This window comes from Labrys okinawensis, assembly GCF_002982075.1.
In the GTDB taxonomy this organism is placed as follows: domain Bacteria; phylum Pseudomonadota; class Alphaproteobacteria; order Rhizobiales; family Labraceae; genus Labrys; species Labrys okinawensis_A.
Genome location: NZ_PUEJ01000008.1, coordinates 145986 through 159229, shown reverse-complemented (window position 1 = coordinate 159229; position 13244 = coordinate 145986). Strand labels below are relative to the sequence as shown.

Sequence of the window (13244 nt, the reverse complement as noted above, 5' to 3'; positions counted from 1 at the left end):
GGCTCAGATGACGCCGGCTTCGTTCTTGAGCTTGTCGACCAGCTCGGCCACCGAGCCGACCTTCTTGCCGGCCTGGCGTGCCGGCGGCTCCACCGTCTTCACCACGGTCAGGCGCGGCGCGATGTCGACGCCGAGCGCCTCGGGGCTGGTCTCGTCGATCGGCTTCTTCTTGGCCTTCATGATGTTGGGCAGCGAAGCATAGCGCGGCTCGTTGAGGCGCAGGTCCGTGGTGATGATCGCCGGCAGGTTGAGCGAGACGGTCTGCAACCCGCCATCGACTTCTCTGACAACATCGATCTTGTCGCCGCCGACTTCGAGCTTGGAAGCGAAGGTACCCTGCGGCCAGCCCAGCAGCGCCGCCAGCATCTGGCCGGTGGCGTTCATGTCGTCGTCGATCGCCTGCTTGCCGAGGATGACCAGGCCCGGATTCTCGTTGCCGATCACAGCCTTGAGCAACTTGGCGACCGCCAGCGGCTCGACCGTGGCGTCGGTCTTGACCAGGATGCCGCGGTCGGCGCCCATGGCAAGGCCTGAACGCAGCGTCTCGGCAGCCTGGGCCGGTCCGATCGACACGACGACCACCTCGCTCGCCTTGCCCGCCTCCTTCAGACGCAGAGCTTCCTCCACGCCGATCTCGTCGAACGGGTTCATCGACATCTTCACATTGTTGAGATCGACACCCGTGCCATCGGCCTTGACGCGGATCTTCACATTGTAATCGACGACCCGCTTGACGGGCACGAGCACTTTCATGGGGCTTCTCCAGACGGGGAACCGGAACGATGAGCGATATGAAACGACCGCATAATGGCCTTGCCCCTTCCGCGCTATCGGCGAACCGACACGTCACGTCGCGGCAAGACCGCCGCCGCTTGAACTAGATGACGCAAGTCAGCTAAAGGGCGCGGCTTTTTGTGTCAACGCGACATTTGCGTGACTCCGGCTAGCCAAGGCATCCGCGCGGCATGCCGCCGGTTGGCCAAGCTGGCCGAGACATTCGCCTCATCCCGCCACCCTCGCGTCAACTATGACGAGGTCACGATGAGCGACTGTACAGGCAGGCTCGCAAACAAAACTTGGTACCCAGCTACTACCTTTTTGAAATTTACTGCCGGAATGCTTCGGGACAGAATTCATCATACAGAACAATTCGTGAGAACAAGCTGTTGAAAACCACCTTCGGCAAAAAGATCGCCTTGTCGAAGCATGGTCTCTCGGTTGATTTCCAACATAGGTTTGCTCGCTACTCCCTAAACCTGCGCGCTACTGACGCAGCCAAGCGTTTTGGCCGCGGCTTTGCGCGGCCGAGGCATGGAGCACGAACAAGAATGAAGATCTCCAGCCAACGCCTGAACGGAAAGCAGGTTCTGAATGTTCAAGACGAGTGTGAAATTCTCCGGCGCCCTCCTCCTGGCAGCCGCCCTTGCGAGCTGCGAAACGGCGGGCATGTTCCCCCAGCCGGGACAAGCCTATATCAAGGAAGTCAGCGTTACCGCGTCGCCCTCCCGCAGCCCGGCGCCGCCCGGCGCGGAAACCCGCCTTCAAGCCACCGTGGTCAACGAGGCAAGCCGCTTTCCGCAGACCGGCGCGCCCAAGCGCGTCGCTATCGTGATCGAATCCTATCATCTTAAAAATCCGGCGCTGTCGCTGTTGATTGGCGACCAAAACCACATGGGCGGCACCATGCTGGTAAGCGATGTCGGCTCCACTGCCCCGCCCAAGGCCGTGCCGCTCTATGTCCAGGATGCCTATCAGGTGCAGGGAGTGATAGGCGCGGTGCAGGCGGCAGCGCAGGACCGCTCCCTGGTCGAAAGCCGGCTTGTCAGTGCTGCCAGCAGTTCCGTGCTCGAAAAATTCTACGGCACCAAGCTGCTGGGGGCCTATGTACGGACCGCGCGTTCGGCTGCCCCGGTTCCCGGTCCGGCTGCCATCCAGCCCGAACCGGCGGCCCAGCCCCAACCGGCCAAGCCACATGCTGGCAAGCCCCGGCACAGCAAACCCGAGCCCGCCGCATCGAACTGATGGCGCATAAGGCTCTCGCGACATAACGAGAGATAAGGCTTCGCCGGCATCGGTTGCGCCGGCCCTCAATCGAACGTGTCGCGCCAGTCGTTCTGCGCCTGGGGCGGCGCGTTGTCGAACAAGGGTGCGTCGGCCCGCTTGAGCGGCAGCACCAGGATGGCACCGGCGACCAGCCCGCCAAGATGGGCGAACCAGGCGATGTCGTCGGTCGAGGTGACGAAATAGGCGTAGAGCGCGAAATAGGCCTGATAGAGGATCCAGGCCCCGATCGCCCAATAGGCCGGCAGCTTCAGCGGAATGCGGAAGAACAGGAGTACCCAGATCTTCACCTTGGGATGCAGCAGCACATAGGCGGCCACCACCCCCGAGATCGCCCCGGACGCTCCGATCAGCGGACTGGTGGAATCCTGCGCGGTCAAGGCATAGGCGAAAGAAGCCAGCACGGCGCAGGCCAGATAGAAGAACAAATAGCGCCAGCGTCCGAGGTCATCCTCGACATTGTCGCCGAACACCCACAGGAACAGCATGTTGCCGGTCAGATGCATCCATGAGCCGTGCACGAAGGAGGAGGTGATCGGCGTCAGCCATTCCGGCACCCTGATATATTCGGGGGGCAGCTGCATCTTCTGGAACAGCACCACCGGAATCATGCCGTAGGAATAAGTGAAGCCAGCCGTATCCGCCACGAAGGTACCGGGCACATAGCCCGACTGGAAGAACACGAACACCAGCACATTGGTGGCGATCAGCCCCCAATTCACGTAAGCCCGGGTGATACGCCGGTGCGGGTTGTCGTCATAAAGCGGTATGATCATCTCGCGCCCCGTATCGCATGCCGATGCAAGTCGCGTGACGGCAACACCAATGTAAGGCGAGTAGCAGCGGGAATAAAGGTCGGACAGCGAGCAGAGCCGTTAGCGCAGGCTATTTACCGTCATCCCGCATACTATTTTGATAATGCGCGGCATTTATGCATCATCTGCCCAGGTCATTGGAGGGTGATCGCAGTCCGAGAGGAACCAGATGCACCGTTGCTCGCGATCTCGCGCCGCTGCCCTTGCCGTCGTCATGGCCGCCCTGCCGGCCCTGGCCATCATCGCCGAGACCAGCCCCGCCTTGGCCGCCCCACAGGAGGCCGTGCTCAAGCAGGCCGAAGCGCAGCGCCAGTCCTTGATCGATACCATGAAGGCGCTGGTCTCCATCGAATCGGGCAGCAAGGACCCCGATGGCCTGGCTGAGATCGCCGCGCTGATCGCGGACCGCCTCAAGGCCCTGGGCGGAGAGGTGCAGCAGATCGAGCCGAAGGACGTCTACCGCATGCAGGATACGCCCGAGAAGCTCGGCAAGGTCGTGCTTGCCCGCTTCACCGGCACGGGCACCAAGAAAATCCTGCTGATCGCCCATATGGACACGGTCTATCTCGAGGGCATGCTGGCCCAGCAGCCCTTCCGCATCGACGGCGACAAGGCCTATGGCCTCGGCATCGCCGATGACAAGCATGGCGTCGCCCTCGCCCTCACCACCGTCGCGCTGCTGAAGGAATTGAATTTCAGGGACTACGGCACGCTGACGGTGATGATCAACGGCGACGAGGAGATCTCTTCGCCCGGTTCGCGCGCGCTCCTCACCGAAATCGGCGCCGAGCAGGACGCCGTGTTCTCCCTGGAAGGCGGGGGCACGGGCACGGACAAGATCACCCTCGCCACGGCCGGCATCGGCGCCGTCGCCCTCAAGGTCGAGGGCAAAGCCTCCCATGCCGGGGCCGCACCCGAGCGCGGCGTCAACGCGCTTTATGAACTGGCGCACCAGATCCTGCAGATGCGCGACCTCTCCGATCCCAAGATCGGCCTCAAGCTGAACTGGACGGTGGCCAAGGCCGGCACCAACCGCAACGTCATCCCGGCCGAAGCGACCGCCCAGGCCGATGTGCGCATGCAGCGCATGGCCGATTTCGATCGCATCGAGAAGACGGTGAAGGAACGCATCGCCAAAAAGCTCCTGCCCGACAGCAAGATCGAGGCGGTGTTCGAGCGCCGCCGCCCGCCCCTGCAGCCCAGCGACGCCGGGCGCGCCTTGGCGGCCCGGGCCGGCACCATCTATGGCGAGATCGGCCAGAAACTGACGGTGATCGACAAGGCCGGCGGCGGCGGCACGGACGCCGCCTTCGCAGGGCTGAAGGCCAGGGGACCGGTGCTGGAAGGCCTCGGCCTGCGCGGCTTCGGCGCCCATTCCAACGACGCCGAATATGTCGAGCTCGATTCGGTGGTGCCGCGCCTCTATCTGCTGGCGCGGCTGATCATGGACGTTTCGGCCGGCAAGGCGAAATAAGCGGAGCCCGGCCCGGGCGCGGCAAGCCCTGCCGTGCCTGCTGGCCGAGACCCTATTCGTTGGTCTTGATGTTGGTCCAGGTCCGCGTCCACAGCTTCTGGATCTTGGCGTCCGGCGCAGTGGTGGTGAACAGGCGTGCCATGGTGGCCTCGTCGGGGAAGATGGCGGGATCCTTGAGGATCTCGGGCTTGATGAACTTTTGCGCGGCGAGGTTGCCGGTGGCGTAGGAGATGAACTCCGTGTTTCTCGCGGCAATCTCAGGGCGCATCATGTAGTCGATGAAGGCATGGGCTTCCTCGACATGCTGGGCATCCCTGGGGATGGCCCAGCCGTCGACCCAGATCAGGGCGCCTTCCCTGGGCACGACATAGCGGATGTCGACCAGGGTGCTGGCAGGCGACTTGGCGTGGGCCTCGATGGCGCGGTTGCGCGCCTGAATGACATCGCCGGCCCAACCGACGACCAGGCAGAGATCACCGGCGGAGAGCGCACTGAGATAGCCCGAGGAACTGAAGGTGCGGACATAGGGCCGGATGGCCTTGAGCAGATCCCCCGCCTTGGCAATGTCCTCGGGATTCTTGGAATCGGGGTCGAGGCCGAGATATTTCAGAGCGGGTGGGATCAGTTCGTCGGGAGTATCGAGGATGCTGACGCCGCAATCGGCGAATTTGGCGAGGTTCTCCGGCTTGAACACGATGCTCCAGCTGTCGATCGGCATATCGCCCAGGCGTTTCCTGGCCATCTCGACATTGTAGCCGATGCCGGTGGTGCCCCACATATAGTTTACGGCGTATCGGTTGCCCGGATCGTAGAAGGCCAGGCGCTGGAACACCTCGTCCCAGCCATGTTTGAGATTGGGGATCCTGACCTTGTCCAGCGGCTGGAACACGCCGGCCGCGATCTCGCGCTTCAGGTTGGGACCGGTGGGATCGACCACGTCATAGCCTGAATGGCCGGCATAGAGCTTGGTCTCCAGCACCTCGTTGGAATCCATGGTGTCATAGACGACCTTGATGCCGGTCTCCCTGGTGAAGGATTCCAGGGTAGCGGGATCAATGTAATCGGCCCAGCTATAGACGTTGACGACTCTGTCGCCTGCCATGGCAAGACTGGACGACAGCATGGCCGTCAGGGCCGCACCGGCCACTACCAAACATTGGAACGGACGGAAGCGACTTCGGCGGGAAAGCTGTTTTTGTATCTGGATGGGGCGAAACGGCATGGATATCTCCTCTGGACGTGCGTCATCATTGCCGCCGGCGCCATACGCGGACGGATGGGGTGCGGTCCCGCACGAAGGACCACGATTGCGGTGACGGATGTCGGGCGATCTCGCTGCGTCAAATGCGGGCGCGACCGCTCGCGCCGAGAAAACTTGCTCGGCGCGGCTCAGAAGTCCGGACAGGCTAAGCGAGCGCGCTTCGACGCTTCCGCACCAGCAGCCCGAGTGACGAATTCGATCAGGCTATTGCCTGGAGCAAGCCACCCAGCCTGCTCTCGGGTATTTTTGTCTCCCCACTGGCAATAAGCGTTTCCTCCTTCCCGCTCGCTCAGGACGGTTGGGCTTCCGGCACGGATCAGCCCCGGGATGCTCGCTCCGTCGGAACAGGTCCCGACGGCGTGAAATGGTCGGGCAGCACGATGGCAAGATGCGACGCCGCGACATCGCGCGCTTCTTCCCGCGACAGGTTCTTGGGCGCGATCAACAGATGCAGCCACAGGCCTTCGAGCATGCATACGATCGCGCGTGCCAGCTTGCGAGCATCGACGCCGGCGGGCACCAGTTCGGCACAGAGCTCGGCGACGACGTCCAGATTCTCCTGGTCGGTCGCGTTGCACATGCTGCGATAGGTCGGGCGCGCCTTCGCCTCGCCGCGAAAAGCGCACCAGGCCGCCAGTTTGCGGGGCGTGCAGATGCTGCGGTCGAAATCAGCCAAGACCATGGCCCAGAGCTTTTCCGGAGCCGATGGGCCGGCCTGCGCAAGCGCAGCACGCCAATGATCGCGATATTCGTCCGATAGGAAACGCAACGTCTCCAGCAGCAGTTGTTCCTTGGTCTCGAAATGGAAGTTCACGATGCCGCGGGACATGCCGACCGTCTCGGCGACGACACCGATCGTGGTGCCTTCATAGCCGTAGCGGGCCAGGCAATCGATCGTCGCGTCGATCAACTCGCTTCGGCGCTCGGCCCGGTTGATCCGCGCGCGGCTTGTCCCTGTAGCAGTACTCATCCTAGTGCGACCATCCTGTCTCGCCGCGCAATCCAAGCGCGGCGTATTTGCGGCATGCTTGGCGAGAACGGCAGGATTGTCAATGCTGTTTTTTGCTATACGTTCGTTCAGTATATTGCCTTTAACTGAACGAACGTATAGCAATTAGAGAAGTGGTTTTCGGCGAAAAGGCCGTTGATGGACCTGCCTTTGGTCATGTCGCGGCTGAAAAAGACGAGGTGACGACGATGACGACGATCGGCTCGACGGCAGTGATGATGGCGGCGGTGGAGAAGAATGTCGCAGAGCGCGCCAAGCGTCATCTGATCCAGCCTTGGCCGGTGGCGGAAACCGTGGGCGACGAGGCCCGCCCGCTGATCGGCGAGGGCGAGGGCATCTACATCACCGATGCCGCGGGCAAGCGTCTGATCGACGGCCCCGCCGGTATGTGGTGCACCAATATCGGCCATCGTCGGCGGGAACTTGCCGACGTCATGCATGAACAGGCGATGGCGCTGTCCTACAACTCGCCCTGGTACACCACGAACCCGCCCTCCGTCGCGCTGGCCGAGCGGATCGCCGCCCATGCGCCGGGCGACCTCAACCACGTCTTCCTCACCACCGGGGGGTCCTCGGCCGTGGAGACGGCGCTGCGTTTCATGCAATTCTACAACAATGTGCGCGGCCGGCCGGACAAGAAACTGATCCTCAGCCGCGGCAGCGCTTATCACGGCTCGACCTATCTGTCCGCCTCGCTCAATGCCCGCCCGCGCGACAATGACTGGATGGACAGCGCCGGCGATCTCGTGGTCAAGCTTTCGGCGCCGAACCCGTTCCGCCGCCCCCGCGGCACAACGGTAGCCGAATTCGCCGACTTCCTGGTCGACGAGTTCCGCGACACCGTCGCCCGGGTCGGGGCCGGGCGGATCGGGGCCTTCGTCGCTGAGCCCATCCAGGCCTCGGGCGGCGTCATCGTGCCGCCGGATGGCTATCTCCCGCGCATCCGCGAGATCTGCAGGGCCAACGACATCCTCTATATCTCCGACGAGGTGGTGACGGCCTTCGGCCGGCTCGGCCATGTCTTCGCTTCGAGAGAGGTGTTCGGGCTCGATCCGGACATGATCACCTTCGCCAAGGGCGTCACTTCGGGCTATTTTCCGCTGGGCGGCGTGGTGATTTCCGAACACCTCCTCGAAGACCTCAGGCGCTCCAACCACCCCGAGGCGATGTTTGCCCACGGCCTGACCAACACCAGCCATCCCATCGGTTGCGCGGTCGCCCTGAAGAATCTCGATATCCTGGAAGGCGGTGTCCTCGACCATGTGCGCGAGGTCGTGCCCTATTTCCAGGCCCGGCTCCACAGCCTCGCGGACCTGCCCTTGGTCGGCGAGGTGCGGGGCGTCGGCATGATGGCGGGCATCGAATGTATCGCAGGACCTGCCGGCGCGGAGAGCGGTGCGCTCGACGAGACCATCGGCAAGCGCATCGACGGCCATTGCCAGGAACTCGGCCTGCTGGTGCGTCCGATCGTCAACATGTGCGTGATGTCGCCGCCGCTGACCATCACCCGCGCCCAGATTGACGACATGGCCGCCATCCTGTGCGAGGGCATTTCGCGGACGATGGACGACCTCGAACGCGAAGGCCTGTGGCGACGCTAAAGCGTTTTGCCATTTGGCGGAATCGCCAAGAAACGCAAAGACGCGCCAAACCAAGGAGCCAGAGCAAACAAGCGTTCACGCCTGAACGCGCTTTGCTCCGGGTTCGTCCATCACCGAACGAACCGAATTGGCTCGACGTTTGTCATTGCCGGGCCTGACCCTGCAATCCAGTCTCCACCCCATAAGTCGAAGGCGGGGTGCTCCTGGATGGGCGGGTCAGTCCGGGCATGACAAAGATGGCGCTTCAGTTATTTCCGGACGACGCCTTACCCCATTGCCTTGATCACGGCCGCGCCCATCTCGCTGGTCGAGACGGCATTCTGGCCGGCGCTGGCGATATCCTTGGTGCGCAGACCCTCGCTGAGCACCGTGGAAATAGCGGCGTCGAGGCGATCGGCGGCCTCCGAAAGCCCGAAGGAATAGCGCAGCGCCATGCCGAAGGAGGCGAGCGTGGCGATCGGATTGGCAAGGCCCTTGCCGGCAATGTCGGGGGCCGAGCCATGCACCGGCTCATACATCGCCTTGCGCTTGCCGGTCTTGGCGTCCTCGGCGCCGAGCGCGGCCGAAGGCAGCATGCCGAGCGAGCCGGTCAGCATGGCGGCGACGTCGGAGAGCATGTCGCCGAACAGGTTGTCGCAGACGATGACGTCGAACTGCTTGGGCGTGCGCACCAGCTGCATGCCGCAATTGTCGGCCAGGATGTGCTCGAGCTTGACGTCGGCATATTCGGCCTTGTGGACTTCGCTGACGACCTGCTTCCACAACACGCCGGACTTCATGACATTGTGCTTTTCGGAGGAATGCACCAGGCCGCGGCGCACCTTGGCGAGGTCGAAGGCGACGCGCGCGATGCGCTCGATCTCATGGGTGGTGTAGACCTGCGTGTCGACGGCGCGCTTCTCGCCGTTTTCCAGCGTGACGATCTCCTTGGGCTCGCCAAAATAAACGCCGCCGGTGAGCTCGCGCACGATCATGATGTCGAGGCCTTCGACCAGTTCGCGCTTGAGCGAGGAAGCTTCGGCGAGCGCCGGATAGCATACGGCGGGACGCAGATTGGCGAAGAGGCCGAGATCCTTGCGCAGGCGCAGCAGGCCCGCCTCGGGACGCGCCTCATAGGGGACGTCGGCCCATTTCGGACCACCGACCGCGCCGAACATCACCGCGTCGGCCTGATCGGCCCGCTTCATGGCGTCCTCGGAGATCGCCTTGCCATGAGCGTCATAGGCGGCGCCGCCGACCAGATCCTCTTCCGTCTCGAAGGAGGCGAGGCCGGTCTTGTTGAGGAAGGCGATCAGGCGTTTGACCTCCGCCATCACCTCGACACCGATGCCGTCGCCAGGAAGAAGGAGGAGCTTTTGCGTCGCCATGACCTGTCACCTTTGATTGGAATGCCGGCTGATTAGACGAGCAGGGGGGAAGGTGCAAGCGAGGAGGCGCCCTGCCATCCCCGGACGGCGCTGTTCCCCAGGAGACTCGACCTTTCCCCCGGGCCTGCCCCAGATTGCGCGCGAATCGCGTCCGTCGGCACGGTGACGATAGGGAGCCTGTTCGTGAACGAGCCTACGCAAGATCTCTGGCGCAATCTGAAGCGCCCCCTGGTCGCCATTCTTCTCGGCGTGCTGCCCTTCTGGCTTTTCCTGGGCGCTTCCGAGAGGCGTAAGGTCAATGGCGAGGTGGTGTTCGAATCCGACCTGAACCTGCTGGGCGTCGGGATGGCGATCATCGCCCTGGGCCTCGCCTTCACCATGCTGCGCCGCGACGGCTCTCCCGGCCAGCCGCAGCGCTGGTGGCCGCGCACCCTGGTGGTGATTGCAGCCATTCCTCTGGCCCTGTTCCAGCTCGGCTATTCCATCGGCTTCTACAGCTTCAAGGACATCGAGATCGCCGTCTTCGGGCGCCCGGCCCCACCGCCGCCTGACTATGCCGGGCTGGCTCCCGACGTGAAGAAGAGCGTCGCCGAACGATCCAAGACGCAGGACCAGGGCCACCTGCATGACGACATCGTCAGCACCTTGCTGCGCATGACCGAGGCACGCAGCCGGCACAATGCCTATGCGACGGCATGCTACCGGGGGCAATGGCAAATGGCGGAAACGGCCCTGCCCGGCATGCTCGGCGAGGCTGGCCGCAGCCAGATCGCCGAGAGAGTGCGCAGCCTGGCGTCCGAACCGGCATCCCCCTGCACGCCGAACAATACCCGCCTCTACATCACCAAACTTTCCGAGGCTTATTCGCACGACGCGGACATCCTGGCGTTCCTGGTCGCCGCTTACGAGGGCCGCTTCGGCACCGCACCGGCGGCTCAGATAGTCCCCGCCACGCCTCCCGCCATCGAAGGCGTGCCTGTCACCGTGGATGCCAGCATGGAGGAAGCCCAGCGCGCCTTCGGCACCACCAGCCCGCCCCAGCCCTACACCAGCGCCGGCGGCGAACGGCTGGCGCTCTATCCGGGCAAAGGCTTCGCCCTCTATCTCTCGGACGACAAAAAGGTCGAGACCATCCGCCTCGACGCTCCTTTCGAAGGCAAGGTCGGCGGAGTCAGGATCGGCGATAGCCTGATCACCCTCAAGCGTCTGATGGGAGAACCGGTGGGGGAGCCCTTCCCGGGAACAGGGCTCGACACCCTCGCCTATCTCTACCATCTGCCCGGCGGCATCACGGCCCGCTTCGATACCAGCGCCGGCGACGGCGTGCAGGCGATCCTGCTGTTCAAGACGAACTAGCGGGAGCAAGCGGCTTGGTCGGCGTGAGCCGCCCTTGACAGACTCAGCCCCCTCCCCGACCTGTCGGGGATGATCGTGGCGCATATCCCATCGAGGCAGGCCTCCCGGAGCGCGGGGGCCCATGGCTAATCCGGGCGAAGTCGTCGAGGTGCTGCTGCCGGTGGCGCTGGAGCGCACCTACAGCTACCGCGTGCCCTTCGGCAATACGCTGATGCCGGGCGATGTGGTGCGGGTCACCCTCGGCCCGCGCGAGGTGGTCGGCGTGGTCTGGGATGGCGACGGCGTGCTGCCCGCCTCCTCCAACCGGCTGAAATATGTCGAGGAACGCCTCGACATCCCCCCGCTCGGGGCCGAGATGCGCCGCTTCATCGAATGGGTGGCGAATTGGACGCTGACGCCGCGCGGCATGATCATGCGCATGGCCCTGCGCGCACCGGAATTGCCGCCGGAGAAGCAGAGGCTCGGCTACCGCCTGGGCAAGCACGAGCCCGAGCGGCTCACGGCGGCACGCCGGCGCGTGCTCGACCATCTGTCCGACGGCTTCGTGCATGAAAAGCGTGCGTTGATCGAGGCCACCGGTGTGTCGCCGAGCGTGGTCGACGGCCTGGTCGATGCGGGCGTGGTCGAGCCCCTGGCCCTGCCGCCGGAGCCGGTTGCCGGCACCCCGGATCTCGCCTTCGGCAGCGCCAGCCTGAACGAAGCCCAGGCGCTGGCCGCCGCCAGCCTCTGCCAGGCCGTGGCGGCCCGGCGCTTCTCGGCGACCCTGCTCGAAGGCGTCACCGGCTCGGGCAAGACAGAGGTCTATTTCGAGGCGGTGGCCGAGGCCGTCAGGCAGGGTGGACAGGCGCTGATCATGCTGCCCGAGATCGCGCTGACCAACCAGTTCCTCGATCGCTTCGCTGAACGCTTCGGCGTGCGCCCGGCCGAATGGCATTCGGGCGTATCGGCCAACAAACGGGCCAGGCTCTGGCACGGCATCGCCAAGGGCGAGGTTGCGGTGGTGGCCGGCGCACGCTCGGCCCTGTTCCTGCCTTTCGTCGACCTGCGCCTCATCATCGTCGACGAGGAACATGACAGCGCCTACAAGCAGGAGGACGGGCCGCGCTACAATGCCCGCGACATGGCGGTGGTGCGAGCCCGGCTGATCGATGCGCCGGTGGTGCTGGCTTCGGCCACACCCTCGATCGAGTCCCGCGTCAATGCCGATCGTGGTCGCTACGGCCATATCACCCTGCCCCAGCGCTTCGGCGGGCGGGCGCTGCCGGCCATCGCCACGGTCGACATGCGCGAAGGCGGACCCGAGCGCGGCAAGTTCATCGCGCCTAGCCTGGTCTCGGCCGTCAGGGAAACGCTCGCGGCCGGGGAACAGGCCCTGCTCTTCCTCAACCGGCGCGGCTATGCCCCGCTGACCCTCTGCCGCAAATGCGGGCACCGCTTCCAATGCCCCAACTGCACGGCCTGGCTGGTTGAGCACCGTTTCCGCAAGAGCCTGGTCTGCCACCATTGCGGCCATACCGCGCCGGTGCCGCGGCATTGCCCGAGCTGCGAGGGCGAGGACACACTCACCCCTTGCGGCCCGGGGGTGGAGCGTATCGCGGAGGAGGTCTCGGGCCTCTTTCCCGACGCCCACACCGTGATCCTCTCCTCCGACATCCATGGCAGCGCCGAGCGCCTGCGCCAGGAACTCGACAGCGTCGCCAGGGGCGAGGCCAATCTCGTGATCGGCACGCAGCTCGTTGCCAAGGGGCACAATTTCCCGCATCTGACGCTGGTGGGCGTGGTCGATGCCGATCTCGGCCTCGGTACCGGCGACCCGCGCGCGGCCGAGCGCACCTTCCAGCTCCTCGGCCAGGTCACCGGCCGGGCCGGGCGCGGCGAACGACCGGGGCGGGCCCTGCTGCAGAGCTACGATCCCTCGCATCCGGTGATGCAGGCGTTGGTCTCCGGCGACAAGGAAAGCTTCTATGCGCGCGAGATCGCCGTGCGCGCCAAGGCCGGCCTGCCGCCCTATGGCCGGATGGCCGCGCTGACCATTTCCGATGAGGACCGCGGCAAGGCGGAGGGCTTCGCCCGCCAACTCGCCAAATTGGCGCCCTTCGATGCCGCTTTGCGCGTGCTCGGCCCAGCCGAGGCGCCGATCGCGGTGATCCGCGGGCGCCACCGCATGCGCCTGATCCTGCAGGCCCCGCGCGACTTCGCGCTGCAGGACTATATCCGCGCCTGGCTCGCCGCCGGGCCGAAGGTGACGGGCCAGCTCGCGGTCGATATCGACATCGACCCGATGAGCTTTGCATGAGGCT

At 64.6% G+C, this 13244-nt stretch carries 10 protein-coding genes; 5 read left to right on the top strand and 5 right to left on the bottom strand.

Going from position 1 to position 13244, the window contains the following annotated elements:
- Positions 1-3: 3 nt before the first annotated feature.
- Entirely contained in the window at positions 4-753 is a 750-nt protein-coding gene (locus C5L14_RS21310; protein WP_105864088.1) for an electron transfer flavoprotein subunit beta/FixA family protein, read from the bottom strand.
- A gap of 618 nt (positions 754-1371) precedes the next feature.
- Between C5L14_RS21310 and C5L14_RS21305 the strand changes: the two genes are divergently transcribed.
- The gene (locus tag C5L14_RS21305; RefSeq protein ID WP_105864087.1) at positions 1372-2022 is read left to right on the top strand and encodes a hypothetical protein; all 651 of its coding nucleotides are present in this window, start codon (positions 1372-1374) and stop codon (positions 2020-2022) included.
- A gap of 65 nt (positions 2023-2087) precedes the next feature.
- On the opposite strand, the gene C5L14_RS21300 is transcribed toward C5L14_RS21305, so the two are convergent.
- A complete protein-coding gene (locus C5L14_RS21300) occupies positions 2088-2837 on the bottom strand; it encodes a rhomboid family intramembrane serine protease (RefSeq protein WP_105864086.1) in 750 nt (249 codons plus the stop codon).
- 208 nt (positions 2838-3045) lie between these two features.
- Between C5L14_RS21300 and C5L14_RS21295 the strand changes: the two genes are divergently transcribed.
- Positions 3046-4350 (top strand): M20/M25/M40 family metallo-hydrolase, encoded by a 1305-nt coding sequence (locus tag C5L14_RS21295; protein WP_105864085.1) that lies wholly within the window; start codon positions 3046-3048, stop codon positions 4348-4350.
- 52 nt (positions 4351-4402) lie between these two features.
- Here C5L14_RS21295 and C5L14_RS21290 read toward each other — a convergent pair whose 3' ends face one another.
- Together C5L14_RS21290 and C5L14_RS21285 are read right to left on the bottom strand one after the other, a co-directional pair.
- Positions 4403-5452: a polyamine ABC transporter substrate-binding protein gene (locus tag C5L14_RS21290; protein ID WP_245443478.1), complete on the bottom strand. Its 1050-nt coding sequence runs from the start codon at positions 5450-5452 to the stop codon at positions 4403-4405.
- A 475-nt stretch (positions 5453-5927) separates the two neighbouring features.
- On the bottom strand, positions 5928-6581 hold the full coding sequence (locus C5L14_RS21285) for a TetR/AcrR family transcriptional regulator (protein WP_105864083.1): 654 nt from the start codon (positions 6579-6581) through the stop codon (positions 5928-5930).
- A 227-nt stretch (positions 6582-6808) separates the two neighbouring features.
- On the opposite strand from C5L14_RS21285, the gene C5L14_RS21280 reads away from it, so the two are divergent.
- A complete protein-coding gene (locus C5L14_RS21280) occupies positions 6809-8221 on the top strand; it encodes an aminotransferase (RefSeq protein WP_105864219.1) in 1413 nt (470 codons plus the stop codon).
- 266 nt (positions 8222-8487) lie between these two features.
- On the opposite strand, the gene leuB is transcribed toward C5L14_RS21280, so the two are convergent.
- Positions 8488-9588 (bottom strand): 3-isopropylmalate dehydrogenase, encoded by a 1101-nt coding sequence (gene leuB, locus C5L14_RS21275; RefSeq protein ID WP_105864082.1) that lies wholly within the window; start codon positions 9586-9588, stop codon positions 8488-8490.
- A 183-nt stretch (positions 9589-9771) separates the two neighbouring features.
- Here leuB and C5L14_RS21270 point away from each other — a divergent pair, with 183 nt between their 5' ends.
- Together C5L14_RS21270 and C5L14_RS21265 are read left to right on the top strand one after the other, a co-directional pair.
- On the top strand, positions 9772-10944 hold the full coding sequence (locus tag C5L14_RS21270) for a hypothetical protein (protein WP_105864081.1): 1173 nt from the start codon (positions 9772-9774) through the stop codon (positions 10942-10944).
- A 121-nt stretch (positions 10945-11065) separates the two neighbouring features.
- Positions 11066-13240, top strand: coding sequence for a primosomal protein N' (locus tag C5L14_RS21265; protein ID WP_105864080.1), 2175 nt, complete (start codon positions 11066-11068; stop codon positions 13238-13240).
- The last annotated feature ends 4 nt before the right edge of the window (positions 13241-13244 follow it).